This is a genomic window from Oerskovia sp. PE-21s (genome assembly GCF_056158145.1).
Map to the genome: position 1 here is coordinate 1 of NZ_JBUXJM010000005.1, position 25,252 is coordinate 25,252.

21 protein-coding genes are annotated in these 25,252 nt (G+C 73.2%); 16 read left to right on the forward strand and 5 right to left on the reverse strand.

Features of this window, described 5'->3' with window-relative positions; translation table 11 throughout:
• Nucleotides 1–79 precede the first annotated feature (79 nt).
• The 6 genes from ACZDYF_RS11140 to ACZDYF_RS11165 all read left to right on the forward strand — a co-directional run bounded on the left by ACZDYF_RS11140 (nt 80) and on the right by ACZDYF_RS11165 (nt 5,364).
• Nucleotides 80–703, forward strand: coding sequence for an SRPBCC family protein (locus tag ACZDYF_RS11140; protein WP_475056592.1), 624 nt, complete (start codon nt 80–82; stop codon nt 701–703).
• Nucleotides 700–1,368, forward strand: coding sequence for a DUF4166 domain-containing protein (locus tag ACZDYF_RS11145; protein ID WP_475056595.1), 669 nt, complete (start codon nt 700–702; stop codon nt 1,366–1,368). The genes ACZDYF_RS11140 and ACZDYF_RS11145 overlap by 4 nt, the downstream gene beginning before the upstream one ends.
• Nucleotides 1,369–1,440: 72 nt before the next feature.
• Nucleotides 1,441–1,737, forward strand: coding sequence for an Asp-tRNA(Asn)/Glu-tRNA(Gln) amidotransferase subunit GatC (gene gatC, locus ACZDYF_RS11150; protein WP_030152198.1), 297 nt, complete (start codon nt 1,441–1,443; stop codon nt 1,735–1,737).
• Nucleotides 1,737–3,254: an Asp-tRNA(Asn)/Glu-tRNA(Gln) amidotransferase subunit GatA gene (gene gatA, locus ACZDYF_RS11155; RefSeq protein ID WP_475056598.1), complete on the forward strand. Its 1,518-nt coding sequence runs from the start codon at nt 1,737–1,739 to the stop codon at nt 3,252–3,254. The genes gatC and gatA overlap by 1 nt, the downstream gene beginning before the upstream one ends.
• Nucleotides 3,251–4,759 carry an Asp-tRNA(Asn)/Glu-tRNA(Gln) amidotransferase subunit GatB gene (gene gatB / locus ACZDYF_RS11160; protein WP_138823671.1) on the forward strand — a complete coding sequence of 503 codons (1,509 nt, stop codon included), beginning with the start codon at nt 3,251–3,253 and terminating at the stop codon, nt 4,757–4,759. The genes gatA and gatB overlap by 4 nt, the downstream gene beginning before the upstream one ends.
• 32 nt (nt 4,760–4,791) lie before the next feature.
• Entirely contained in the window at nt 4,792–5,364 is a 573-nt protein-coding gene (locus tag ACZDYF_RS11165; RefSeq protein WP_307824168.1) for a GNAT family N-acetyltransferase, read from the forward strand.
• A 70-nt stretch (nt 5,365–5,434) separates the two neighbouring features.
• Here the strand turns inward: ACZDYF_RS11165 and ACZDYF_RS11170 are convergent, their stop codons facing one another.
• Nucleotides 5,435–6,826: a cryptochrome/photolyase family protein gene (locus ACZDYF_RS11170; RefSeq protein ID WP_475056603.1), complete on the reverse strand. Its 1,392-nt coding sequence runs from the start codon at nt 6,824–6,826 to the stop codon at nt 5,435–5,437.
• A 97-nt stretch (nt 6,827–6,923) separates the two neighbouring features.
• On the opposite strand from ACZDYF_RS11170, the gene ACZDYF_RS11175 reads away from it, so the two are divergent.
• A complete protein-coding gene (locus tag ACZDYF_RS11175) occupies nt 6,924–8,486 on the forward strand; it encodes a peptide MFS transporter (protein WP_475056605.1) in 1,563 nt (520 codons plus the stop codon).
• Nucleotides 8,487–8,577: 91 nt separating this feature from the next.
• Here the strand turns inward: ACZDYF_RS11175 and ACZDYF_RS11180 are convergent, their stop codons facing one another.
• Nucleotides 8,578–9,183 (reverse strand): DoxX family protein, encoded by a 606-nt coding sequence (locus tag ACZDYF_RS11180; RefSeq protein ID WP_475056609.1) that lies wholly within the window; start codon nt 9,181–9,183, stop codon nt 8,578–8,580.
• 408 nt (nt 9,184–9,591) lie between these two features.
• On the opposite strand from ACZDYF_RS11180, the gene ilvD (ACZDYF_RS11185) reads away from it, so the two are divergent.
• Entirely contained in the window at nt 9,592–11,454 is a 1,863-nt protein-coding gene (gene ilvD, locus ACZDYF_RS11185; RefSeq protein ID WP_475056613.1) for a dihydroxy-acid dehydratase, read from the forward strand.
• A gap of 115 nt (nt 11,455–11,569) precedes the next feature.
• Here ilvD (ACZDYF_RS11185) and ACZDYF_RS11190 read toward each other — a convergent pair whose 3' ends face one another.
• Complete coding sequence (locus ACZDYF_RS11190) at nt 11,570–12,181, reverse strand: hypothetical protein (RefSeq protein ID WP_475056617.1); 612 nt, start codon at nt 12,179–12,181, stop codon at nt 11,570–11,572.
• Between the two features lie 81 nt (nt 12,182–12,262).
• On the opposite strand from ACZDYF_RS11190, the gene ilvD (ACZDYF_RS11195) reads away from it, so the two are divergent.
• Together ilvD (ACZDYF_RS11195) and ACZDYF_RS11200 are read left to right on the forward strand one after the other, a co-directional pair.
• Nucleotides 12,263–13,963, forward strand: a complete 1,701-nt coding sequence (gene ilvD / locus ACZDYF_RS11195) for a dihydroxy-acid dehydratase (RefSeq protein ID WP_475056620.1) — start codon at nt 12,263–12,265, stop codon at nt 13,961–13,963.
• A gap of 168 nt (nt 13,964–14,131) precedes the next feature.
• The gene (locus ACZDYF_RS11200) at nt 14,132–14,794 is read left to right on the forward strand and encodes a VOC family protein (RefSeq protein ID WP_191788723.1); all 663 of its coding nucleotides are present in this window, start codon (nt 14,132–14,134) and stop codon (nt 14,792–14,794) included.
• A gap of 89 nt (nt 14,795–14,883) precedes the next feature.
• On the opposite strand, the gene ACZDYF_RS11205 is transcribed toward ACZDYF_RS11200, so the two are convergent.
• Nucleotides 14,884–16,179, reverse strand: coding sequence for a cytochrome P450 (locus ACZDYF_RS11205; protein WP_475056625.1), 1,296 nt, complete (start codon nt 16,177–16,179; stop codon nt 14,884–14,886).
• A 161-nt stretch (nt 16,180–16,340) separates the two neighbouring features.
• Between ACZDYF_RS11205 and ACZDYF_RS11210 the strand changes: the two genes are divergently transcribed.
• Genes ACZDYF_RS11210 through ACZDYF_RS11230 form a run of 5 tightly spaced genes read left to right on the forward strand, consistent with a single transcriptional unit; the run spans nt 16,341 to nt 22,348 of the window.
• On the forward strand, nt 16,341–17,468 hold the full coding sequence (locus ACZDYF_RS11210) for a 3-oxoacyl-ACP synthase III family protein (protein WP_475056627.1): 1,128 nt from the start codon (nt 16,341–16,343) through the stop codon (nt 17,466–17,468).
• Nucleotides 17,465–18,286, forward strand: a complete 822-nt coding sequence (locus tag ACZDYF_RS11215) for a glycosyltransferase family 2 protein (RefSeq protein ID WP_475056630.1) — start codon at nt 17,465–17,467, stop codon at nt 18,284–18,286. Before ACZDYF_RS11210 ends, ACZDYF_RS11215 begins: the two co-directional genes overlap by 4 nt.
• On the forward strand, nt 18,283–19,563 hold the full coding sequence (locus ACZDYF_RS11220; RefSeq protein ID WP_475056633.1) for a cytochrome P450: 1,281 nt from the start codon (nt 18,283–18,285) through the stop codon (nt 19,561–19,563). Before ACZDYF_RS11215 ends, ACZDYF_RS11220 begins: the two co-directional genes overlap by 4 nt.
• Complete coding sequence (locus ACZDYF_RS11225; protein ID WP_475056635.1) at nt 19,560–21,398, forward strand: class I adenylate-forming enzyme family protein; 1,839 nt, start codon at nt 19,560–19,562, stop codon at nt 21,396–21,398. The genes ACZDYF_RS11220 and ACZDYF_RS11225 overlap by 4 nt, the downstream gene beginning before the upstream one ends.
• Nucleotides 21,395–22,348 (forward strand): NAD-dependent epimerase/dehydratase family protein, encoded by a 954-nt coding sequence (locus ACZDYF_RS11230; RefSeq protein WP_364077018.1) that lies wholly within the window; start codon nt 21,395–21,397, stop codon nt 22,346–22,348. The genes ACZDYF_RS11225 and ACZDYF_RS11230 overlap by 4 nt, the downstream gene beginning before the upstream one ends.
• A 27-nt stretch (nt 22,349–22,375) precedes the next feature.
• Here ACZDYF_RS11230 and ACZDYF_RS11235 read toward each other — a convergent pair whose 3' ends face one another.
• Nucleotides 22,376–22,840, reverse strand: a complete 465-nt coding sequence (locus ACZDYF_RS11235; RefSeq protein ID WP_191788727.1) for a GatB/YqeY domain-containing protein — start codon at nt 22,838–22,840, stop codon at nt 22,376–22,378.
• 490 nt (nt 22,841–23,330) lie between these two features.
• Between ACZDYF_RS11235 and ACZDYF_RS11240 the strand changes: the two genes are divergently transcribed.
• Nucleotides 23,331–25,250, forward strand: a complete 1,920-nt coding sequence (locus ACZDYF_RS11240; protein ID WP_191788728.1) for an acetolactate synthase large subunit — start codon at nt 23,331–23,333, stop codon at nt 25,248–25,250.
• The last annotated feature ends 2 nt before the right edge of the window (nt 25,251–25,252 follow it).

Sequence of the window (25,252 nt, forward strand, 5' to 3'; positions counted from 1 at the left end):
ACCACCCGTCGACCGGCCTCACCCTCGGACACGCCCTGGCGTGCGGCGTCGACGACGGCTCGACCGTTAGCCTGCACGCATGACCGGGATCTACGTCGAGGTGCGCATCGCTGCTCCTCTGGACACGGTCTGGGAGCTCACGCAGGACCCCGTGCAGCACGTCCGCTGGGACGTCCGGTTCTCGGAGATCGTGCCGACCTCACCGACCGATGCCGGGGCCATGCGTTTCACCTATACCCGGCGGGTCCCCTTCCGTACCGTGGCCGGGGACGGCGTGAGCATCGGCGAGACGAGCGGCCGGGACGGTTCGCGCACCTCCGCGCTGCGTTTCGCGACGACGGACCTGTGGTCCCCCATCCGGTCGGGGCGTGGCTACTGGCGCTACGTGCCGGACGGCGACGGCGTCCGTTTCATCACGGGCTACGACTACGCCCCAGGCTGGGGCAGGCTCCTGGACCACGTCGCCCGACCCGTCCTCGGGTGGGCCACCGCGTGGAGCTTCGACCGCCTGCGTGTCTGGGCCGAGCGCGGTGAGTCGCCCGAGAGGTGGCCGCTCGTCAGCGTCCTGTGGTTCTGGCGTCCCGAGCGGCCTCGTGCCGCCCGCTGCCGCCGTGCGCCCGCCCACGGCAGGCGACGGGACGACCACCTGCGCGACGCGCCGTCCGCCCTGGCTTCGCTCCCCGCGCCGAGAGGGACCCCATGACGTCCATGTTCCAGAAGGCCATGGGCCCAGACTTCGCCCGTCTGCACCCCATGCTGCAGCGCAGGTTCGCGGTCGGGCTCGACAGCGGCGAGGCGTGCACCGGCCGCGGGGTGATGTCGGAGGTCCGGCGTGGTCCCTGGTGGACCGTGCCGTTCCTCCAGCTCGGTCGGCTCCGCAACATCCTGGTCCCCGACACGGGTCTGGACGTGCCGTTCACGATCGAGAACTACCCGTACCGCGACCCGCTCGGCCGGGAGACCGTGACGTTCGTCCGGGAGTACGTGATCCACGGTCGTCGGCGCCGGTTCGACGCCACCATGGTCCTCGCGGGGGACACGGTGGTCGACTACCTGGGGACGCACCAGCATCTCGCGGTCGACCTCGACCTGCGCGCCGACGACCGGGGTGGCCTGCTCCTCACGTCCGGCGCGCAGCGATTCTACGAGGGCCCCCTGGGGTTCCGGTTCCCTCTGCTGCTGAGCGGCCGCGCCCACCTCCACGAGTGGTACGACGAGAACGACGAGGTGTTCCGGGTCGACCTCGAGGTGACGAACGACCGGTTCGGGTTCCTCTTCGGGTATCGCGGGTCGTTCACGTGCGAGTGGACCTCGGCGCACGACGCGCCCGACCGCCTCAAGCCCCGCCGGCACGAGTCGCGGACCTGACCCGCGGGACCCGCCGCGCGGCGGGCCGGGACGCCCCGGTGAGCGCCGTCGTCGGGCACTAGACTGGCCCCCATGTCCACCATCTCCCGTGATGAGGTCGCGCGCGTCGCCGTGCTGGCCCGCATCGACCTCCGGCCCGAGGAGCTCGACCGCCTCGCCGGCGAGCTCGACGTCATCGTCGATGCGATCGCCCAGGTGAGCGAGGTCGCCACTCCCGACGTCCCCGCCACGAGCCACCCGCTGCCGCTGACCAACGTCTTCCGTGACGACGTCCCCGTGCCGCCCCTGCCCGTCGAGGACGTCCTCGCCGCAGCACCGGCCAGCGAAGACGGACGCTTCAGCGTCCCGCAGATCCTCGGGGAGGAATGATGAGCAACGACCTGACGCGGCTGAGCGCCGCGGACCTCGCCGCGCACCTGGTCTCGGGCGAGGTGAGCAGCGTCGAGGCGACGCAGGCGCACCTCGACCGCATCGGCGACGTCGACCCTGCGGTCCACGCGTTCCTGCACGTGAGCACCGAGGACGCCCTCGCGACCGCTCGTGACGTCGACGCGCGCCGCGCCGCGGGCGAGGACCTGCACCCGCTCGCGGGCGTGCCGATCGCCGTCAAGGACGTCGTCGTCACCAAGGGCCTCCCGACGACGGCCGGTTCCAAGATCCTCAAGGACTGGATCCCTCCGTACGACGCGACGCTCGTCGAGCGCATCCGCGCTGCGGGCCTGCCGATCCTCGGCAAGACGAACATGGACGAGTTCGCCATGGGCTCCTCGACCGAGCACTCGGCCTACGGGAACACGCACAACCCCTGGGACCTCGACCGCATCCCCGGCGGCTCGGGCGGTGGTTCGGCAGCGGCCGTCGCCGCGTACGAGGCCCCCCTCGCGATCGGCACCGACACGGGCGGCTCGATCCGTCAGCCCGGCGCCGTGACCGGCACGGTCGGCGTCAAGCCCACCTACGGCGGCGTCTCCCGCTACGGCCTCATCGCCATGGCGTCCTCGCTCGACCAGGCGGGTCCCGTCACGCGCACCGTCCTCGACTCGGCGCTCCTGCACGAGCTCATCGGCGGCCACGACCCCCGCGACTCGACCTCGATCAACGAGGACCTCCCGCTGCTCGTCGACGCGGCCCGCCAGGGTGCGATCGGCGACCTGCGCGGCCTGCGCGTCGGCGTGGTCTCCGAGCTGTCGGGCGAGGGCTACCAGGAGGGCGTGAGCGCGCGTTTCGCGGAGTCGCTCGACCTGCTGCGCTCGCTCGGCGCCGAGATCATCGAGGTCTCGTGCCCGCACTTCAAGTACGCGCTCGGCGCCTACTACCTGATCATGCCGAGCGAGGCGTCGAGCAACCTCGCCAAGTTCGACGGCATGCGCTTCGGCCTGCGCGTCGAGCCCGAGGACGGCCCCGTCACCGCCGAGCGTGTCATGTCCGCGACCCGCGGCCAGGGCTTCGGGGACGAGGTCAAGCGCCGCATCATCCTGGGCACGTACGCCCTCTCGGCGGGCTACTACGACGCCTACTACGGCAGCGCGCAGAAGGTCCGCACGCTCATCCAGCGGGACTTCGACGCGGCGTTCGCGCAGGCGGACGTCCTGGTCTCCCCGACGGCCCCGACCACGGCCTTCAAGTTCGGCGAGAAGCTCGACGACCCGCTCGCGATGTACCTCAACGACGTCGCGACGATCCCCGCGAACCTCGCGGGCGTCCCCGGCATGTCGCTGCCGAACGGACTCTCGGACGACGGCCTGCCCGTCGGCTTCCAGATCCTCGCGCCGGCCAAGGCCGACGACCGTCTGTACCGCGTGGGTGCCGCCCTCGAGGCCGCCCTGGAGAACACGTGGGGCGGGCCGCTGCTGGCCAAGGCCCCGGAGCTGGAGGTCGCGCGATGAGCGCACACGCAACCGTGGACCTGGTCGACTACGACGAGGCCGTCCGCCGCTACGACCCGGTCATCGGGATCGAGGTGCACGTGGAGCTCGGCACCAAGACCAAGATGTTCTGCGCGGCCGAGGTCGAGTTCGGCGGCGAGCCCAACACGCAGGTGACCCCGGTGAGCCTCGGCCTGCCCGGTGCGCTGCCCGTGGTCAACGGCAAGGCCGTCGAGTACGCGATCAAGATCGGGCTCGCGCTCAACTGCCAGATCGCCGAGTCGTGCCGCTTCGCCCGGAAGAACTACTTCTACCCGGACGTGCCGAAGAACTTCCAGACGTCGCAGTACGACGAGCCCATCGCGTTCGACGGCTACCTGGACGTCGAGCTCGAGGACGGCACGATCTTCCGTGTCGACATCGAGCGCGCGCACATGGAGGAGGACGCCGGCAAGAACACCCACGTGGGTGGCTCGACCGGTCGTATCCATGGCGCCGAGTACTCGCTCGTCGACTACAACCGTGCGGGCATCCCGCTCGTGGAGATCGTCACGCGCCCCATCACGGGTGCGGGCGAGCGCGCCCCGGAGGTCGCTCGCGCGTACGTCCAGACGCTGCGCGACATCTTCCGTGCGCTCGACGTGTCCGAGGCCCGCATGGAGCGCGGCAACGTCCGCGCGGACGTGAACCTGTCGCTGCGCGCGACCCCCGAGTCGCCCCTCGGTACACGTACCGAGACCAAGAACGTGAACTCGTTCCGCTCGATCGAGCGCGCCGTCCGCTACGAGGTCTCCCGCCAGGCCGCGGTCCTCGACGAGGGCGGCACGGTCATCCAGGAGACGCGCCACTGGCACGAGGACACGTCGATCACGACCGCGGGTCGCGTGAAGTCCGACGCCGAGGACTACCGCTACTTCCCGGAGCCGGACCTGGTCCCGGTCGCCCCGAGCCGTGACTGGGTCGAGCAGATCCGCGCCACGCTGCCCGAGCTGCCCGTGGCCCGCCGCAACCGTCTCCAGGGCGAGTGGGGCTACGCCGACGCCGAGATGCGCGACGTCGTGAACGCGGGCGCGCTCGACCTCATCGAGGCGACCGTCGCGGCCGGTGCGAGCCCCGCGGCCGCGCGCAAGTGGTGGATGGGCGAGCTCGCCCGGTACGCCAAGACGAGCGAGACCGAGCTCGCGGAGATCGCGGTCACGCCCGCGCAGATCGCGCAGCTCCAGGCCCTCGTGGACTCGGGGCGCATCAACGACAAGCTGGCTCGCCAGGTCCTCGAAGGCGTCCTCGCGGGCGAGGGAGACCCGGAGGCGGTCGTGGTCGCACGCGGCCTGGAGGTCGTGTCGGACGACGGCGCGCTCCTCACCGCGATCGACGCAGCCCTCGCGGCGCAGCCCGACATCGTCGAGAAGGTGCGCTCGGGCAACATGGGGCCGATCGGTGCGATCATCGGTGCGGTCATGAAGGCCACCAAGGGCCAGGCCGACGCCGGGCGGGTCCGCGAGCTGGTCATCGAGCGGATCGGCTGATCCGTGCACCGGAGGACGACGGAGGTGGTCGCGTGACGCGCGGACCGGAGCTCTACGGCGAGATGATGCGCCTGCGACCCATCGAGGCTCGCGACGCCGAGCGCATGTGGGAGTCCGTGCAGGACCCGGAGTCGAACCGGCTCACGGGGACCACGGCGGAGTTCACGCGCGAGCAGATCGACCAGTGGGCGGCCACGGTCAGCGACCGTGAGGGCCGCTACGACTGGGCCATCACCTCGGCGGCCCAGCGCGACGGCCAGCTCGTGAGCGACGAGATGATCGGCGAGATCGTCCTCAACGACATCGACGAGCACGCGCTCTCGGCCAACCTCCGTCTGGTCCTGCTCACCAACTACCGCGGGCGCGGGTACGGGCGCGAGGCGATCTTCGAGGTGCTGCGCTTCGCCTTCGACCACCCCGAGGGGCCGCACCTGCACCGGGTGAGCCTCGACGTCCTCAGCATCAACCCGCGGGCGCGCATGCTCTACGAGTCGTTGGGCTTCCGCGAGGAGGGTCGGCTCCGGGACGCGTTCCGGGACGGCGACGGCTGGGCGGACGCGGTCGTCATGAGCATCCTCGAGGACGAGTTCCGCGCGGGACTCTGAGGAGCCTCCTCACCGCCTGTCAGGACGGGCGTGACCTTCGGGTCGCGCCCGTCCTGCCATGTCCGGGGCCTCATCGCCCCCGACCGCGCTCGAAGTCCTCGAGCGACACCTTGCGCTCGACCGCGTGGTCGACGACCCGCTCGGGATACCCGGGCGCGGCGCCGGCCAGCTTCCAGGGCTCGTGCACGGCCTTGCCGGCGATGCCGCGCAGCTCGGGGACCCACTCGCGCACGTACGCGCCGTCGGGGTCGAACTTCTGGCCCTGCGTGACGGGGTTGAAGATCCGGAAGTAGGGCGCGGCGTCACGCCCGGTCCCGGCGACCCACTGCCAGTTGAGCTGGTTCTGCGACACGTCGCCGTCGACGAGGTGCGCCATGAAGTGCTCGGCGCCGCGCTGCCAGCGCACGTGCAGGTCCTTGACGAGGAACGACGCGACGATCATGCGCACGCGGTTGTGCATCCACCCGGTGCCGAGCAGCTGGCGCATCCCGGCGTCGACCACGGGGTAGCCCGTGCGCCCCTCGCGCCACACGTCGAGCAGCGCGTCCTCGGCGGCGCCGGTCACCCACGCGTCCTCGGGGACCACCGTGCGCAGCGACCGCTTCGCGGCGCCCGGGTGGTGGAACAGGACGTCGGCGTGGAACTCGCGCCACGCGAGCTCGGAACGGTAGGTCGCGGCCGCCTCGCCGGGCACCGCACCCGAGCGCACGGCCGAGGCGAGGTCGGCGAGCAGGGTGCGCGGGTGGACCTCGCCCCACTTGAGCGCGGGGGACAGGTACGAGGTCCCGGCGAGGTCCGGGCGGTCGCGGTCCGTCGGGTAGTCCGCGAGGCCGTCGGCCAAGAACGCGTGCCAGCGGTCGAGGGCCGCGGCCTCGCCCGCCTCGGGCAGCCGCGCCCCCGGCTCGGGGGCGTCCGGGAGACCGTCGGACGCGAGCGCGGCCCACGCGACGTCGTCGGGCAGGGGAGCGGGTGCGCGCCACCCGTGCTCGAGCCACGCCGTGCGGAACGGCGTGAAGACCTGGAACGGCGTCCCGCCCTGCGTGCGGACGCGGCCCGGTGCGACCGCGTAGGGCGACCCCGTGCGACACAGCCGCACGCCGGCCGCGGCGAGCGCCTCCTCGACCTCGTCGTCGCGGCGGCGACCGTAGGGCTCATAGCTCGCCGCGGCGTGGACGCTCCGGGCGCCGACCTCGGCGCAGACCGCGGGCACGACCGCGCGCGGGTCGCCGTGGCGCACCACGAGCCGACCGCCCGTCGCGGTGTGCAGCGCACGCAGGCTGCGCGCCAGGTACGCCTGCCGCACGGGTCCGGCGCTCGCCCAGAGGACGGGGTCCAGCACGTACAGCCCGACGACGTCGCTCCCCTCCGCGCGCGCCTCGCCCACGGCCTCGCCGAGGGCCGGGTTGTCGGCCAGGCGCAGGTCGCGACGGAACCACAGGACGGTCGGTGCGGGGGAGGGCATCCGCCCACGCTAGCCGGTGTCCCACGGCCCCGCGCAGAGACGTCTCGTCGGGCACCCAGCAGTCGCCGGTGGGCACGGCCGGTGGCAGCATCGATCCATGAGCGGTAACGACGAGAGGCCCGTCCAACCCGACCTCCCGGATCCCCGGCTCGAGGCCGAGACGGCCGCCGCAGCGGGGCGGATCCCGCGCGACCACGCCTTCTTCGGGCACCCGATCGGGCTGATGACCCTGTTCACCACCGAGCTGTGGGAACGGTTCAGCTACTACGGGATGCGGGCCATCCTCCTCTTCTACCTGACGGACACCATCGCGAACGGTGGCCTCGCGCTCGACGAGGTCACGGGACTCGCCCTGGTCTCGATCTACGGCACGGGCGTGTACCTGCTGTCGGTCGTCGGCGGCTGGCTCGCGGACCGGGTCATCGGCTCGCGGCGCTCGGTCCTGTACGGCGGCATCGTCATCGCGGCGGGGCACGTCTCGCTGACGATCCCGGGGGCCGGCTTCTCGATGCTGGGCATCGCGCTCGTCGCGCTCGGCACCGGTCTGCTCAAGCCCAACGTGTCGTCCATGGTGGGCGAGCTGTACGCGCGCAACGACCCGCGTCGTGACTCGGCCTTCTCGATCTTCTACATGGGCATCAATCTGGGCTCGCTCGTCTCCCCGATCATCGTCGGGTTCGTGAACCGGCAGTGGGGGTACCACGCGGGCTTCGCGGTCGCTGCGGTCGGCATGGCCATCGCCCTCGTGTTCTTCGTCGCGGGGCGCAAGTACCTGGGCGGTGCAGGCGACTCGGTGCCGAACCCGATCCACCCCGAGGAGTACCCCAAGCTCGTGCGGATCGGGCTCGTCATCCTCGCGGGGCTCGTCGTCGCGACGCTCGTCGCGTGGGCGGTCTCGGGGGCGTTCGGGATCTCGACGTTCATCGACACGCTGTCCTACGTCGCGTTCGCGGCCCCCATCGCCTACTTCATCGTGATGTTCCGCTCGCCCAAGGTCACGGCCCCCGAACGCTCCCGCCTCACCGCCTACATCCCGCTGTTCGTCGCCGCGATGCTGTTCTTCATGATCTTCGAGCAGGCGGCCACGACGCTCTCGAGCTTCGCGAAGAACCGCACCGAGCTCTCGTTCTTCGGCGTCCCGATCGAGCCGGCCTTCTTCCAGTCCGTGAACCCGTTCTCGATCGTGGTCCTGGCGCCGGTGTTCGCGTGGATCTGGGTCAAGACCAAGGACCGTCCGCCGACGGCCGTGAAGTTCGCGATGGGCCTGACCCTGGCGGCGCTGTCGTTCGTGTGGCTCGCGGGGGCGTCGGCGATCTTCGCCGACGAGAAGGCGCCCGCGTGGGTGCTCGTGTGCGTGTACGTCATCCAGACGCTCGGCGAGCTGTGCCTGTCGCCCGTGGGGCTCGCCGCGACGACCCTGCTCGCCCCCCGGGCCTTCAGGAGCCAGGCCATGGCGCTGTGGTTCCTCGCGCCGGCCGCGGGGCAGGCCATCACGGCCCAGATCGTCCAGGTGACCGAGGGCGCCTCGGACACCGCGTACTTCGGTGCCGTGGGCGGCATCACCATGGTGTTCGCGCTGATCCTGTTCGCGATCGCCCCGTGGGTCACGCGCCACATCCGCCACGCGGACGAGCAGGAGGAGGCTGCGGCGGTCGCGTGACGCTCGCCGTGCGGCGACGCACGCGTCCCGACGGCGCAGCGCGCCCGGGTGCACCGACGCACCCGGGCGCGCTCCGCCGTCGGGCAGGGGGTCAGCGCATCCAGGCCGGCACGCCCACGCGCGCCGCGACCCGGCCCAGGCCGAACGTCTCGCCCGCGCGGGTCGCGGCCACGACGATCACGACGAGAGCCGTCACGACGTGGTCGTCGACGACCGGGTTGTTCGAGCCAGCGGCAACGGGCCACGTCGTGACCCACAGCAGCGCCATGAGGAGCGTGCCCGAGACCGCGGCGATCCGCGTCCCCACACCCAGCAGCAGGGCGAGACCCGTCAGACCCATACCCAGCATGAAGAGCCAGTCGGTGGCCGGGCCCGCCATCTCGACGAAGGGCCCCGACAGCGGGCCCTCGAGCGAGGACAGGTAGCCCGTGGTCGGCGAGCCGCCGTTGAGCCAGGCCCGCTCGGACGGCGTCGCGTAGCCCAGGCCCAGCGTCTTGTCGAGCACGGGCCACAGGAAGACGAACGAGATCGCGACGCGCAGGACCGCGAGGGCACCGCGCGCGGCGGGGCTCGTCACGACGCGCCCGTCCCCGGCGCGTTCTGCCGAGGTGGTCGTCAGGGTGTCGGAGTCGGACGGGTCGGGGTCGGTCGCGGTGGAGCGGGCGCTCCGGTTCGTCGCGGCGGTGGCCTGGCTCATGTGGTCGGGTCTCCCTGGTCGATGGGGCTGTTCCGGTGGGGCGCGGGGCGCCGGAGGCACCGGGGTCGCCGGAGGATGGTGAGGAGGTCTGGCTGCGAGGGCCGCGGTCCGGCACGACCGTCGGAGCGACGGCACGCGACGGCGGGTGGACGGCGTGCGGTGCACTACCGGGGCAGCCCTGCCAACCTCCCACCCGGGTGAAGTCGGCTGCAACCTTTTGGGCAGATTGACGGGTTTTCCCGTATGGGTGGTGCTACGTAGGGGGATCGCACATCCCGCTCCCGGTGGGAGCGCTGCCCCTCCGTGGACCACGAGCCGGACGACCGACGACGTCTTCCCGACGCGGGCGTAGTGTGTCCGGGCGGTCACCTCCCAGGCCGCAGCACCACGTGAAGGAGCTGAACCGCCATGAGTCGCCCCCTGCGCTCTCGGACGTCCACCCACGGCCGCAACATGTCCGGTGCCCGCGCGCTCTGGCGCGCCACCGGCATGGGCTCGGAGGACTTCGGCAAGCCGATCATCGCGATCGCGAACTCGTACACGCAGTTCGTACCCGGCCACGTCCACCTCAAGGACATGGGCGACCTCGTCGCGTCGGCGATCCGCGAGGCCGGCGGCGTCTCCAAGGAGTTCAACACCATCGCCGTCGACGACGGCATCGCGATGGGCCACGCGGGCATGCTCTACTCGCTGCCCAGCCGCGACCTCATCGCCGACTCGGTCGAGTACATGGTCAACGCGCACTGCGCCGACGCGCTCGTGTGCATCTCCAACTGCGACAAGATCACGCCCGGCATGCTCAACGCCGCGCTGCGCCTCAACATCCCGGTCATCTTCGTCTCGGGCGGCCCCATGGAGGCAGGCAAGGCCGTCGTGGCCGACGGCATCGTCAAGACCCCCCTCAACCTCGTCAACGCGATCAACTACGCCGCCGACGACAACGTGAGCGACGCGGCCCTCGCCCAGGTCGAGGAGAACGCCTGCCCGACGTGCGGCTCGTGCTCGGGCATGTTCACCGCCAACTCGATGAACTGCCTGACCGAGGCCCTGGGGCTCTCGCTGCCCGGCAACGGCTCGACGCTCGCGACGCACTCCGCACGCCGTGAGCTGTTCCTCGAGGCCGGCCGCACCATCGTCGATCTCGCGCGCCGCTACTACGACGACGAGGACGACTCGGCCGCGCCGCGCAGCATCGCGACCAAGGCCGCGTTCGCCAACGCCATGACGCTCGACGTCGCCATGGGCGGCTCGACCAACACGGTCCTGCACATCCTCGCCGCCGCCCAGGAGGGCGAGGTCGACTTCGACCTGACCGACATCGAGCGCATCAGCCGCCAGGTTCCGTGCCTGTCCAAGGTCGCGCCCAACCACCCGAGCTTCCACATGGAGGACGTCCACCGCGCGGGCGGCATCCCGGCCCTGCTGGGCGAGCTCGACCGCGCGGGGCTCCTGGACCACGACGTGACCTCGGTGCACACCCCGACCCTGCGCGCGTGGCTCGACGACTGGGACGTGCGCGGCGGCAAGGCCACCGAACGGGCCGTCGAGCTGTTCCACGCGGCCCCCGGCGGGGTGCGCACGACGCAGGCGTTCTCCACGTCGAACCGGTGGGAGACCCTCGACACCGACGCCGAGAACGGGTGCATCCGCGACCTCGCGAGCGCCTACACGGTCGAGGGTGGCCTGGCCGTGCTGCGCGGCAACCTCGCCGAGGACGGCGCGGTCTTCAAGACCGCGGGCGTCGACCCCGACGTGTTCCACTTCGTCGGCAAGGCACTGGTCTGCGAGTCGCAGGACGAGGCCGTCGAGAAGATCCTCACCAAGCAGGTCCAGCCCGGCCACGTCGTCGTCGTGCGGTACGAGGGTCCCGCAGGCGGACCCGGGATGCAGGAGATGCTCTACCCGACCTCGTTCATCAAGGGACGCGGCCTCGGCAAGGTGACCGCGCTCATCACCGACGGGCGGTTCTCCGGTGGTTCGAGCGGCATCTCGGTGGGGCACGTGTCTCCCGAGGCCGCGGCCGGCGGCGTGATCGGCCTGGTCGAGGACGGCGACGAGATCGAGATCGACGTCGACACGCGCCTCATCCGCCTCAACGTCGCCGACGAGGTCCTCGCCGAGCGCCGCGCCAAGATGGAGGCGCGCGAGAACCCGTGGCAGCCGGTCGACCGCGACCGCTACGTGTCCCCGGCGCTCCAGGCGTACGCCGCCATGGCGACGTCCGCGGACCGCGGCGCGGTGCGCGACGTGTCGCTCCTCAAGCGGCGCTGACCCGACCCCGGTAGGCCGACGGGCCCGCACCCCTGCTGGGTGCGGGCCCGACGTCGTGCGCGGGGCGGTGCGGGCCGGGGCGGACCCGAGGCGCGCGGTCAGGGCCGGACGCGCGTCAGCACTGTTCCTCGGACTGCTCCGTGACGACCCACGTGGCCCCCGACGGCGCCATGACGGCCGTGCCGCAGTCGCCGTCCGTGTAGGCGACCGCCAGGACCGTCGCGTCGGAGCGCTGTTCGCGCACCGTGACCTCGACCTCCGCGACGTCACCCACCGCGGCGTAGAGCGCGGCCGTGGTCGTGATCATCGACGCGCAGTCCGAGATGCCCGGCCACCCCTGCGCCGTCATCTCCGCGACCATCCGGTCGACGAGCGCGGGTGCGAGGTAGCCGCAGGCCGTCTCCACGTCCGGCACGCGGCTCGCGGCGAGCCACGTACGGAACGCGTCCTCCGGGGACTCCGCGCCCTGCGGGGCAGCCGGGGGCTCGGGGGCCTCCGGCTGCGGGGGCTCGGCAGCGGGGTCCGTGACGGCCCGTGGAGGGGGATCCGCAGCACCCCCTGCCGTGACGTCGGGCGGGCTGGTGCCGGGCGCCGTGCACGCCACCAGGGCGAGCGCGAGGGGAAGTACGCCGAGGGCGCTCCACGGTCGGACGGTGCCGGGGCGGACGGTCCGCGCGCGGCGGTGGCGAAGGCGGGCGGCGGCGCGGTGCGGCGTCGTTGCAGTCACGCGGGCATCCTGCCACACCCGCCCGGACGCCTCACCGGGTGTCTTGTGGCCCGCCGCCCCCCCGCGAGGAGATACTCGGGTATGGCCAGCGACGACATCGACATCAAGCCCCGTTCCCGCACCGTGACCGACGGCATCGAGGCCACGGCCTCGCGCGGCATGCTCCGCGCCGTCGGCATGGGAGACGAGGACTGGGGCAAGCCCCAGATCGGCATCGCGAGCTCGTGGAACGAGATCACGCCGTGCAACCTGTCGCTCGACCGGCTCGCGCAGGGAGCCAAGGAAGGTGTGCACGCGGGCGGCGGGTACCCGCTGCAGTTCGGCACCATCTCGGTGTCCGACGGCATCTCGATGGGTCACGAGGGCATGCACTTCTCGCTCGTGTCGCGCGACGTCATCGCGGACTCGGTCGAGACCGTCATGCAGGCCGAGCGTCTCGACGGGTCGGTGCTGCTCGCCGGGTGCGACAAGTCGCTCCCGGGCATGCTCATGGCAGCCGCCCGCCTCGACCTCGCGAGCGTGTTCCTCTACGCGGGCTCGATCATGCCGGGCTGGGTCAAGCTCTCCGACGGCACCGAGAAGGACGTCACGCTCATCGACGCGTTCGAGGCCGTGGGTGCGTGCTCGCGCGGGCTCATGAGCCGGGAGGACCTCGACCGCATCGAGCGCGCGATCTGCCCGGGCGAGGGTGCGTGCGGCGGCATGTACACCGCGAACACCATGGCGTCGGTCGCCGAGGCCATGGGCATGTCGCTCCCCGGCTCGGCCGCCCCGCCCTCGGCGGACCGCCGCCGCGACAACTTCGCGCACCGCTCGGGCGAGGCCGTCGTCGAGCTGCTGCGCCGCGGCATCACCGCGCGCGACATCATGACCAAGAAGGCGTTCGAGAACGCGATCGCGGTCGTCATGGCGTTCGGCGGCTCGACCAACGCGGTGCTCCACCTGCTCGCGATCGCGCACGAGGCCGAGGTCGAGCTGACCCTCGCCGACTTCGACCGGGTTGCCGCGAAGGTCCCGCACCTGGGTGACCTCAAGCCCTTCGGTCGGTACGTCATGAACGACGTCGACCGCATCGGCGGCGTGCCCGTGGTGATGAAGGCGCTGCTCGACGCGGGGCTGATCCACGGCGACGCGCTCACGGTCACGGGACGGACGGTGAGTGAGAACCTCGCGGACCTGGCGCCCCCAGACCCCGACGGCAAGATCCTGCGGGCCCTCGACAACCCCATCCACCGCACGGGAGGCATCACGATCCTCGGTGGCTCGCTCGCGCCCGAGGGAGCCGTGGTCAAGTCGGCCGGCTTCGACTCCGACGTGTTCGAGGGCACGGCCCGCGTGTTCGAGCGCGAGCGCGCGGCGCTCGACGCCCTCGAGGACGGGACCATCACGGACGGCGACGTCGTCGTCATCCGGTACGAGGGGCCCAAGGGAGGGCCGGGCATGCGCGAGATGCTCGCGATCACGGGAGCCATCAAGGGCGCGGGGCTCGGCAAGACCGTGCTGCTCCTGACCGACGGCCGCTTCTCGGGCGGGACGACCGGGCTGTGCGTGGGGCACGTGGCCCCCGAGGCCGTCGACGCCGGGCCCATCGCGTTCGTGCGCGACGGCGACCGTATCCGCCTCGACGTCGCCCGCAAGACGCTCGACCTGCTGGTCGACCCGGCCGAGCTCGAGGCCCGCAAGGACGGGTGGGAGCCCCTCGCCCCGACGTTCACGCGGGGAGTGCTCGCCAAGTACGCCAAGCTCGTCCAGTCGGCCTCGCGTGGGGCGATCCTCGAGTAGGGGGCTGCGCGCGGTCGAGCACGGGGTGGGGGCCGTTCTGCCGGTCGGAACGACCACGACCCCGTGCTCGGCACCCGCGGTCGCGAGTGCTGGCGGCGTGGTCCGGGCTGCGGGATAGTGGACGAGGAACGCCCACCGTCCGCGCCGAACAGCACCGGAGCAGCAGCCATGAGCGACGCGATCACCGCCCGACAGTTCCACGACAGCGACGGGGTGGAGGACTGGCGCGTCGTCCTGGGCACCGCGCAGACCCGCTTCCGCACGGGTTCGTTCACAGCCGGGGTCGAGCTCGTCGACGCGATCGGCGAGCTGGCCGAGGGCATGAACCACCACCCCGACGTCGACCTGCGCTACGCGACGGTCACGGTGCGGGTCTCCTCGCACGACGTGGGCGGGCTGAGCCGGCGCGACGTGACCCTGGCCCGCCGGATCTCGCTCGTGGCCAAGGAGCTCGAGCACCCGGCCGAGACCGACGGGCTGCTCGAGGTCGAGATCGCGGTCGACGCCCTCGACCGACCCGCCGTCCGGCCGTTCTGGCGTGCGGTGCTCGGCTACGCCGAGGCGCCGCCCGAGGACGAGGGCCTGGGCCTCACGGACCCTGCGGGGTACGGCCCGCCGGTCTGGTTCCAGCAGATGGATGCGCCGCGCCCGCAGCGCAACCGCATCCACCTCGATGTCTCCGTCCCGCACGACCAGGCCGAAGCCCGTGTCACGGCGGCCATCGCGGCGGGCGGCCACCTGGTCTCCGACTCCCGGGCACCGGCGTTCTGGGTGCTCGCGGACGTCGAGGGCAACGAGGCCTGCATCTGCACGTGGCAGGCGCGCGACTGAGCCCGTGACCGGCAAGGTCTCACGATCGAGCGACCTGTCAGGACGAGGGTGACCCCGAGGGCGCGCTCGTGCCGACACGCTGCGGGGCCTCAGGCGCGCGCCACGACCAGCGTCCGGTAGCCCGGGATCAGCACCCCGCGCTGCGCGCTGCGCGACACGACCCGCAGCGGTGCGCCGTCGTCCCAGAGCGTGTGCAGGAGCGCACCGATCTCCGCGCGGGCCAGCGCCGCCCCGAGGCATAGGTGACGCCCCGCACCGAACCAGAGCTGACGGCTCTCGCGGACGTAGGGACGGTCGGCACGGAACGGTCCGGCACCGATGTTCGCGCTCCACACGAGCATCATGATGCGCTCGCCCTCGGCGAGGTGGCGACCTGCGACCTCGACGTCGGCCGCGACTCCCCGGCCGATGACCGAGGCGGGGCTCGTGACACGCAGCCCCTCGCGTACGGCGTTCTCGACGGCGTCGGGCTCGCCCGGGGCGCGGACCTCTCCCGCCGCCGCCCGGTCGGCGTCCGCGCGCATCCGGTCCAGCAGGCGGTGCTGCTCGCCCGTGTCGACGAGCAGGGCGGTCGTCCGTGCCATGGCGGAGGCCGAGGTCTCCGTGCCCGCGACCATGAGGAGGCACGCGAGCCCGGTCGTCTCCTCGAGGCCGAGCCCCAGCTCCCGGCAGCGGCCGAGCAGAGTGTCGGCGGGCGCGTCGCGCCAGCCCGCCGGGACGCCTCGGGTGAGCTCGGCGACGATCTCGCGGGCCGCGGCGACCTGGGCGGGGGACAGGTGCGTCGACCCTGCGCTCCCCAGGGCGATCGTCGCGAGACGCTCGCCGGTCTCGAAGACCGCGAGGGCGTCGTCGTCGGCGGGCCAGGAGGCCGGTACCGGCCGGGACCCGTGCGAGGGGTCGCCGTCGTCGCTGACGTCCGGCCCCGGCACGCCCAGGAGCGAGATCATCATGCGGCCCACGAGCACTCGCGCCAGGCGGGCGACGTCGACCGTCCCGCCCGCCCGCAGCGCCTCACGGGCCGTGGCGAGAGGACCGGACCACGCGCCCTCGACGAGCTCGGCCGAGCTGCCCTCGGTGAACAGCTCGCGCGACCGCGAGCGCAGGTCGTGGTGCCCCGGGCCGTCGAACAGGTCGAGCACCCAGTCGCCCAGGATCTGCGCCCACAGGTGCCCGACCCCGCCCTCGCCCACGATCGTGAACGACCGGTGGTCGCCCAGGACGGTGCGGGCGACCACGGGGTCGGCCGTGACCCAGCCCAGGCCGGGTATCTTGCGCAGGGGTGGTCCGGGCAGGCGACGCGAGAGATGGCCGCCGAGCAGCACGGCGGCCATGCCGGGGCGGGCGCGGCGCAGGAGGTCCACCTCGTGGCGGGTCGTGGGGAGCACGACGGACAGTCTGGCGCATCCGGCGGCCGGTCGTGGTCGTCCGGGGTCGTCCTGTGGACGAGGACGGACGAGGGCGGACGACGGCGTGAGGACGGACGGGCACCGACTCTCACCCGTGGACAACCTCGGTGGGGCTCGAGTTCGTGGCTACGCTGTCGCGGGTGCCGATCATCGCCCGCCCTCCAGCGCACCCTTCGGGGACCCGCGCGACGCTCGCCCCGGTCCGGGGCCAGGCTCCTGCCGCCGTGATCGCGGGGGTGGGCGTCCACCTGCCCGAGCGCACCGTGCGGGTCGCCGACGCCGAGCGGGACCTGGCCCGCACGAGCGCTCCCGGTGCCGTGCCGCGCCTGCCCATGGTCTCGCGCCTGACCGGGGTCCAGCAGGTCCACGTCCTGCCCGACGACTGGAACGCCTCGGACCTCGCGGCCGCCGCCGCGGCCAAGCTCCTCGCCGCCCAGGGGCTAGACGCCCGGGACGTCGACCTGCTGATCTTCGCCTCGGCCAGCCAGGACATGGTCGAGCCGGCGACGAGCCACATCGTCGCGGCCAGGCTGGGCGTGCGCGCCCCGGTCATGGACGTCAAGAACGCGTGCAACTCGGTCCTCAACGCGATCGAGGTCGCCGAGGCGCTCGTCGCCACGGGCCGGTACGGGACGGTCCTCATCGCGTGCGGCGAGGCGCCGTCGCGCGCGGTCCGGTGGGACGTCCCGGACCGGGCGACGTACCTGCTGTCCGCGCCGGGCTACACCATGTCCGACGCCGGAGCGGCGGTCCTGGTGCGACGCGCCCCCCAGCCTGTGGTCGGCACGAGCGGCGACGGCACGAGCGACGACGCGCCCCCGGCGGGAATCCTCGCGAGCGCGTTCGGCGCCGAGTCCACGCACTGGGACGTCGGCATGCTCCCGGGCGGGGGGACGGCCTTCCCCCGGGACCTCGACCGCACGTACTTCGAGATCGACGGGTCGCGGCTGCGCGACGCGTTCCTAGCGCTGGGGCCGGGCGTGATCCTGGAGGCGCTCGACCGCGCGGGACTGACGTGGGACGACGTGGCCCTGGTCGCGGTGCACCAGGTCGCGGTCGCGTACCTGGCGGACGTCCACGAGGCCCTGGGCCTGCCCGAGGGGCGCACGATCGTGACGGTCGCCGAGCACGGGAACGTCGCGTCGGCGACGCTGCCGCTCCAGCTCGCGACCGCGTGGGAGAGCGGCCGCGTGGGGCCGGGGGACGTGGTGCTGCTCGTCGGCCTGGCCGGCGGCATCAGCATCGGTGCCATGGCGGTGCGGCTGTGACCCCGGCGGGCCCCGCCGGGCCGGCTACGGCCCCCGGGCAGCGGACACCGCCGCCCCCGGTCCGTCTCGCGGTCGTCGTCCCGGCCCTGAACGAGGCGCGCGAGCACGGCATCCTCGCGACGCTGCGTGCGCTGCGGGTCCAGGAGGACCGCGACTTCGACCTGGTCGTGGTGGACAACGGCTCGACCGACGGCACCCCGGACCTCGTGCGGGCGACCGTCGCGGACTGGGACGAGCCGCGCTGGCGGCTCGTGACCGAGGACCAGAAGGGCACGGGCGCCGCGGCGGACACGGGGATGCGCGCGGCGATCGCCGCGGGCGCGACCCATCTCGCGCGCACCGACGCGGACTGCGTGCCCCCGCCGGACTGGACGGTCCGCGTGAAGGAGGCGTTCGCCGTCGGGCACGACCTCGTCGCCGGGCGCATCGTCGCGCGCACCGACGACCTGCCGGTGTCCCGTGTGCGCCAGGCGATCCTGTCGGGGGCCGTGAGCATCGCGAGCACGTTCGGGAGGTTCCGCCCCGGCAACCAGGACCCGTCCTACCTGGGCCCGTACGTCATGGCCCCCGGGTGCAACATGGCGATCACCGCGGACCTGTACGAGCGTGCGGGCGGCTTCCCCCGCACCGCGATCGAGGAACTGCACGAGGACCGCGCCCTGGTCAACGCCGTGCGTCGCCTGACGTCGGCCTACGGGGCGCACCCCGAGGTCGTGGTGCGGGCCTCGACGCGGCGCGCGCACGCCTGGGGGCTCGTGCGGACCCTGGGCTGGTACGCCGACCACCGCTACCGGCCCGAGGTCGTGGACATCCGATGACGCTCACCCCGCCCCGAGCGCCGCGCGCCGGGTCGCACCCGGCCCTGGGCGGCGACGCCGTGCGCGACGCGCACCGCTGGGAGGAGCGCGTCCAGCGTGGTGCCCACCCGCTCGTCTACCCGGCGTTCCGCGCGCTCGCGCGGTGCGGCCCGGTCGTGCGGGTGCCAGGGCTCGGGGTCGTGGTGAACGACGCCGCGACGGCCCGCGAGGTCCTGCTCGACACCGAGCACTTCTCCAAGGTCGGCCCGGGGGCGCCGTCGGACCTGTGGACGCCCGTGCTGGGGCCGTCGGTCCTGCTCAACATGGAAGGCGAGGACCACGCGACGCTGCGGCGCGCGCTGTCGGGGCTGTTCACCCCGCGCTCGGTCGCGCAGCTCACCGCGACCGAGGCCGGGGCCTCGCTCGGGACGCTGGCCCCCCGCCTGCTCGCGGGCGAGACCGTGGACCTGGTGAGCGAGGTCGGGGCGCTCGCGGGCACGGTCATCTGCCGCATGACGGGGCTGCCCCCCACCGACGCGGCGGTGCGCGACGCCATGGTCGCGGCACAGTCCGTCGTGGGCCTCGTGAGACTGCACCGGCGCAGCCTCACGCCCTCCCAGGTGCGTCACGCCCGCGAGGTGCTCGGGACCTTGAGCGAGCCGGCGCGTGCGGCGTACCGCGACGGCGACCCGACGACGGTCCCGGGGCGCATGCGCGGCCTCGGCCTGAGCGAGCGCGAGGCGCTGGGCGCTGTCGGGGCGTTCGTCATGACGGGCACCGAGACCATCCAGTCGTTCACGCCGCGCCTGGTCGCGCTCGCGGTCGACACCGGATGGGTTGATCGTCTGCTGCTCGCCGGACCCGACGACGCGCTGCGCGGGCGCGTGGTCGAGGAGGCGCTGCGCGTCACGGTCCCGACTCCCGCGATGCTCCGGTCCGTGCGCTCGGCCCACCGCGTGGGGGCCGTCCCGGTGCGGGCGGGGGAGCGGGTGGTCGTCGCGACCGTCACGTGCTGCCGGGCGGGCGGACCGTTCGACCCTGCCCGCGACGCCGACCCGGCGCTGCGCAACCTGTGGTTCGGCGCGGGTCCGCACTTCTGCCTGGGCATGCCGCTCGCGATGGCGCAGGTGGGTGCCGTCCTCGACGCGCTGCACCCGGTCGCGGCCGCGGGGCGCACGCTGCGGGTCGTGGGGCGGGAGGTCGCGCGGGGCGTCCTCATCCCGTCCTACCGGCGCCTGCGGGTCGCGGTCGACCACGGCCGCGGGACGGCCACGCGTCCCGGGCGGGACACGCGATGACCGGCCCGACGACGGAGCACCTGCTCGCGACCATCGGCCGCCACGCACGGGGAGCGCGCGGCGACGAGGTGGCGCTGCGCTGGTGGGCGCGCCCGCCGCGCGGTGCACGCCGGGGCACGGGGAGCGCGGGCCGGGCGACCGTGCCGCGGACGGACCGCGAGACGCCCGACCGGGTCCGCGAGGAGGTCACGTACCGCGAGCTGTCCCGCCGCGTCGAGGCCACGGCCGACGCACTGCACCACGAGGGCGTGCGACCGGGGGACCGCGTGCTGTTCTCGGTGCGTCCCCGCCCCGAGGGGATCGTGCTGGCGCTCGCCGTCGTGCGGCTCGGAGCCGTGATCGTGTTCGTCGACCCGGGCTCGACGCCCGAGCTCTTCGCCGCGCGCGTCGCCGCCGCGCGGCCCCGCTGGGCCATGACCGAGTCGCTGCTCTACGCGATCTCGCGCGGTCCGCTGCGGCGCCTGGCCCGCTCGCGCGGCCTCCTGCTGCCCGACTACGCGAGCCTGCCGCTGCGGCACGTCCGGTCCGGCCCGTGGCTGCCCGGGGTGCCTCGTCGTTCGCTGTCGGCTCGCGCGCTCGCCTCGGGGGCCGACGGGGCCGACGGGGGCGCTGGGCAGACGGTCGGACCGTCGCCCGTGACGGGTCTGCCGCTCGGCGCCGAGGCGCTCGTGGTCTTCACGTCGGGCACGACGTCGGACCCGAAGGCCGTCGTCCACTCCGCGGGCTCGCTCGGCGCGGGCTGTGCGCTGCTGGGCGGGGCCTTCGAGCTCGCGCCGGGCGACGTCGTGCACACCGACCAGATGCTCCTGGGCATCCCGGCCCTGCTCGCGGGCGGGACCTGGTCCATCCCGCCGGGAACCCCCGTGCAGGACGTCGTGGCGTTCGCCCGGCACGCGACCGGGCAGGCCGGGACCTACCTCGTGCCGGCGGACCTCACGCTCCTGCTCGACGCGGTCGAGTCCGGCCGGGCTCCCGCGCAGGGCCCGCGGGTCGGGCTCGTCGGAGGCGCGCCCGTGACCCGGTCGATCCTCGACCGTGCCTGCCGGCTGCTGCCCGGCACGCGGTGGATCGGGGTCTACGGCATGACCGAGATCCTGCCCGTCGCGGTGGTCGAGGCGAGCGACAAGCTCGCGCACGCCGGGGACGGCGACCTGGTCGGACGTCCGCTGCCGGGCGTCGAGGCCTGGGTCGACGCGTCGGCCGTGACGGCCGACTCTCTCGATCCCGCCGGCGACGCTCCCACGCCGGGCGGCCCCACGGTCGGCGAGCTCGTCCTGCGCGGGCCGTCCCTCATGACGGGGTACCTCGCCCACCTCGACGGCGGACGGACACCCGTGACCGAGCACCGCACGGGCGACCTCGCGCATCTCGACGACCAGGGTCGGATCGTGCTCGTGGGCCGCACGCGAGACATGATCATCCGCGGGACGGTCAACATCTACCCCGGTCTGTTCGAGCCGCGGCTCGCCGCGCTGCCCGGCGTCGGCGAGGCGGCTCTCGTGGGCGTCCTGCAGGAGGACGGCGACGAGAAGGTCGTGCTCGTCGTCACCTCGGACCACGCCGCCGCACGCGCCGGGACCCTCGCGCCGGGGGCGAGCGACGCCGTCGGGCAGGAGGGACCGGGAGCAAGCGACCCGGTCCTGACCGACGACCACCCGCTGCTCGCAGGCGTCCGGTCCGCGCTGCCGGACGTGCTGGACCACGGCGCGCTCCCGGACCTCGTGCTGCACGCCGACCGTCTGCCGCTCGCGGGGCGTAGCCGCAAGCCCGACCGTGCGGCGCTCTCCCGCGCCGCCGCTCGCCACCTCGCGACGACCGGGGCGAGGACCGCATGAGCCGACGGATCGGGGTCACCGGGGCGTCGGGGTTCGTCGGGGGAGCGGTCGCCCGACGCGCGGTGGCCGACGGGCACCGGGTGTGGACCTTCTCGCGTCGCGACGCGCGCGTCCCGGGCGCGGAGCACCGGACGTGGGACCTCGCCGTCGGGCCGCTCGCCGAACCGCCCGCCCTGGACGTCGTCGTGCACGCGGGGGCCGCGGTCTCCGACTGGGCACGCCCCGACGTCGCGTGGGCGACCAACGTCGAGGGCACGCGCGCCGTGCGGGACACGTTCCCGGCGGCGCGGTTCGTGCACGTGTCCTCGGGCAGCGTCTACGACCCGTACTCGCCCACGGTCCGCGGACTCGAGACCGAGGCACCCGTCCAGCGGTACCTCAACGCCTACGGCGCGACCAAGGCCGCCGCCGAGCGGGTCCTCGTCACCGACGCCCGCACGCCCGGGCGCGGACCCGTCGTCGTGCTGCGCCCCCACGCCGTGTACGGCCCGGGGGACACGACGCTCCTGCCGCGCATCGAGGGCGCGATCCGGGGCAGGCGGCTCGTGCTCGTCGGGGACGGGTCGGCGTTGCAGTCCCTCACGCACGTGGACACGCTCGTCGAGGCGGCGCTCGCGGCCGCGACGGTCGACCTGCCGCACGGTCGGCCCCTCGTGGTCAACGTCGCGGACGCCGAGCCCGTGGTCCTGGGCGAGGTCGTCGTCGAGCTCCTGCGCCGCAGGGGGCACGACGGCGTCACGCTCGCCGGGATCCCGGCCCGCCCCGCGTGGGTGCTCGCCGCGTGCGCCGAGGCGTTCGCGCGCTGGGCGCGGCGGCCCGAGCCGCCGCGCCTGACCCGGTACGCGATCAGCCATCTCGCGGCCGAGCGCACCTACGACCTGACGGTGCTGCGCGAGGTCCTGGGGGTCGAGCCCCGCGCGACGTCGCTCGCGGGGGCCGAGGACTGGTGACGTGCGGGCCGGTCGCCCCGTGCCGGGTCAGAGGGCGCCGAGCGCCTGACGGACGGCCTGCGAGAGCGCCTTGCCGTCGACGCGGCCGATCCCGGCCGCGGCGGCCGTGGCCGTCTTCATGACCGTGCCCATGTCCTTCATGGACGAGGCGCCGGTCGAGACGACCGCGGCGGCGACGAGCGCGTCGAGCTCGGCGGGCGTGAGGCTCGCGGGCAGGTACTTCTCGATGAAGTCGGCCTCGTGGGTCTCGTTGTCGGCGCGCTCGGTCGCGCCGGCGTCGGTGTAGATCTGCGCGCTCTCGCGACGCTTCTTGACCTCGGCGGCCAGGACGGTCTGCACCTCGGCGTCGGTCATCTCGCGCGCGGTCGAGCCGGACTTCTCCGCGGTGCGGACGGCGCCGATGACCTGGCGCAGGGTGTTCTTGGCGAACTCGTCGCGGGCCTTCATGGCGGTGGTGAGGTCGGCTGTCATTCGCTCGATCGTGGTGGTCATGGGTCCATGGTGCCTGGTCCCACGGCTCCGGCCCTACTGCATTGCCCGACAGCACGGGGCAGGGGCTCGGACAGCGCCCGTCCTCGGTGCCCCGCGTACCCGGCCGGACCACCGTCGTCGAGCCGGACGTCCCATTCCCTGAGACGTCCGGCTCGACGCATGACATCGCCGGATCGAGGGCGTAGTGTGCACAACGTGCAGACGATCCTTCTCGTAGTACTTCCTGAGCGCGCCGGCTGAGGCCAAGCAACCAGGTCTCGTCAGCGCGCTCACCCCTCGAAGAGCCCTCACCGGGTACGAGGGGTTTTTTCATGTCACGACCACGACCGTCATGACCACCCCTCCGGGCACACCCCGCTCCGGAGCCGGTCACCGGACCGCACCACCCCGCGGCAGAACAGCACGGAGAGCACCAGAAGTACCAGCACCACCACGGTGAGCTCGATCCAGCCGGTGGCAGCCAGTCGCCACCGAGAAACAGGAGATACCGATGGTCCAGGGTCCCCACCCGGCCCCGCCGACGCCGAGCGCCCCCGCGCCCGCCGGCGAGGCCGTGGCGCCGAAGCCAGCCCCGTCCCCCGCGAGCCTCGCCGCCCGCCCCGAGAGCCGAGCACGCGCCTCGGTCACCGGCGAGCGCACCCCGAGCCTCGTCGTCGGGCCAGAGGAGGTGACGGGCGCGCAGTCGATCGTCCGCTCGCTCGAGGAAGCCGGTGTGGACGTCGTCTTCGGCATCCCTGGCGGTGCGATCCTGCCGACGTACGACCCGCTCATGGACTCCAAGAAGCTCCGCCACATCCTCGTGCGCCACGAGCAGGGTGGCGGCCACGCGGCCTCGGGCTACGCCCACGCGACCGGTCGCGTCGGCGTGACCATGGCGACGTCCGGCCCCGGCGCGACGAACCTCGTCACGCCCATCGCCGACGCCAACATGGACTCGATCCCGCTCGTGGCCATCACGGGCCAGGTCGGCGCGTCCCTCATCGGGACCGACGCCTTCCAGGAGGCGGACATCGTCGGCATCACCCTGCCGATCACCAAGCACAACTTCCTCGTCACCGACCCCGACGAGATCCCGCGCGTCATCGCCGAGGCCTTCCACATCGCCCAGACCGGGCGCCCCGGGCCCGTCCTCGTCGACATTGCCAAGTCCGCGATGCAGGCACGCACCACGTTCTCGTGGCCGCAGGAGCTGCAGCTGCCCGGCTACCACCCGGTGACCAAGCCGCACTCCAAGCAGATCCGCGAGGCCGCCCGCCTGCTCGCGACCGCCAAGCGCCCCGTGCTGTACGTGGGGGGCGGCGCGATCCGCGCGAACGCCTCGGCCGAGCTGCGCAAGCTCGTCGACCTGTCGGGCGCTCCCGCCGTGACCACGCTCATGGCCCGCGGTGCGCTGCCGGACTCGCACCCGCAGAACCTCGGCATGCCCGGCATGCACGGCACGGTCCCCGCGGTCGCCGCGCTCCAGAAGGCCGACCTCGTGGTGGCCCTCGGGGCCCGCTTCGACGACCGCGTCACGGGTACGCTCTCGAGCTTCGCGCCGCACGCCACGATCGTGCACGCCGACATCGACCCCGCCGAGATCGGCAAGAACCGCGAGGTCGACGTCCCGATCGTGGGCGACCTGCGCGAGGTCATCTCCGACCTGCTGCCCGAGCTCGAGCGCGAGCACGCCGCCAAGGGGCAGCCGGACCTCGGCGCCTGGTGGCGCCAGATCGACGACTGGCGCGAGACCTACCCCCTCGGCTACTCCGAGCCCGAGGACGGTCACCTCGCCCCGCAGCACGTCATCCAGCGCCTCGGCGAGATCTCCGGCCCCGACTCGATCTACGTCGCGGGCGTCGGCCAGCACCAGATGTGGGCCGCGCAGTTCATCCGCTACGAGCACCCCAAGACGTGGCTCAACTCGGGCGGCCTCGGCACCATGGGCTACTCGATCCCGGCCGCGATGGGCGCCAAGGTCGGCCAGCCCGACAAGACCGTCTGGGCGATCGACGGCGACGGCTGCTTCCAGATGACCAACCAGGAGCTCGCGACCTGCACGATCAACGAGATCCCCATCAAGGTCGCGCTGATCAACAACTCCTCGCTCGGCATGGTCCGCCAGTGGCAGACCCTGTTCTACGAGTCCCGCTACTCCAACACGGACCTGCACACGGGCCGCGGCACGCAGCGCGTGCCGGACTTCGTCAAGCTCGCCGACGCGTACGGGTGCGAGGGCATCCGGGTCGAGTCCAAGAGCGAGGTCGACGCCGCGATCAAGCGCGCCATGGAGATCGACGACCGACCCGTCGTCGTCGACTTCAACGTGTCGCGCGACGCGATGGTGTGGCCCATGGTCGCCTCGGGCGTGAGCAACGACAACATCCAGTACGCACGCGGCATCTCGCCCGCGTGGGACCGCGAAGACTGAGA